The organism is Mesorhizobium sp. M0854, from assembly GCF_040319815.1.
Classification (GTDB): Bacteria; Pseudomonadota; Alphaproteobacteria; order Rhizobiales; family Rhizobiaceae; genus Mesorhizobium.
This window is the reverse complement of sequence record NZ_JAMYOL010000087.1, coordinates 1-796: the sequence shown is the minus strand read 5'-3', so window position 1 is coordinate 796 and position 796 is coordinate 1. Positions and strand designations below refer to the sequence as shown.

Genomic DNA, 796 nt, shown 5'->3' with positions numbered 1-796 from the left:
TAAAGCTCGCCCACCGCCCCGAATGGAACCGGCGCGCCATGGCCGTCCAGAAGATACACCCGCGTGTTCGCAATCGGACGGCCGATCGGGACAACTGACCCGTCAAAATCAGCCGGGCAATTCCAGGCCGTCGCGTCGATAGCTGCTTCCGTGGGACCATATAGATTGTGCAGGCCGGTCCAAGGCAATATGCGCCGAACCTTGTGCGCAAGGGGGGCAGCAAGTGCCTCACCACTACACATGAGACGCTGCAGCGATGTGCAGCGATCAACACCCTTCGTGTCCATAAAGTTGACCAGCATGGATGGTACGAAATGTGCCGTGGTGATGCTTTGGCCGACTACCAAGTTTACAAGCGCTTCGGGATCTTTGTGTGCAGCCGGAGGCGCCAGCACCAGGGTCGCCCCTTCAACCAAGGTCCAGAAGAATTCCCAGGCCGAGACGTCGAAGCCAAAAGGCGTCTTCTGCAAGACGACATCAGTCGCATTGAGAGCGTAGGCTTTTTGCATCCAGATCAGGCGATTGACAATAGCCCGATGCTCATTCTGTGCCCCTTTGGGCGCTCCGGTTGAGCCTGATGTGTAGATGACGTAGGCGAGATGGCGGGGGGTGAGGCCGAGGGCGTGGCAACCGGGATCGGAACCGGGAAGCCCGGCCCAGGCGGACGTGTCCGTCTCCAGATCGACCACCGTCACAGCGGCCATCGCCGCGGCGCCGAGGGCTTCGCGGCCGGCCGCATCGGCCAGCAGCAGCGGCGGGGCGGCATCATCCAGGATCTGGATCAGCCGGGCCGATG

1 protein-coding gene is annotated in these 796 nt (G+C 61.8%); it reads right to left on the bottom strand.

The genetic code is table 11. The features are described 5' to 3' along the window. Window positions 1-796 (bottom strand): AMP-binding protein (locus tag NKH99_RS32645; protein ID WP_353017983.1); only part of this gene is annotated, 796 nt, incomplete at both ends.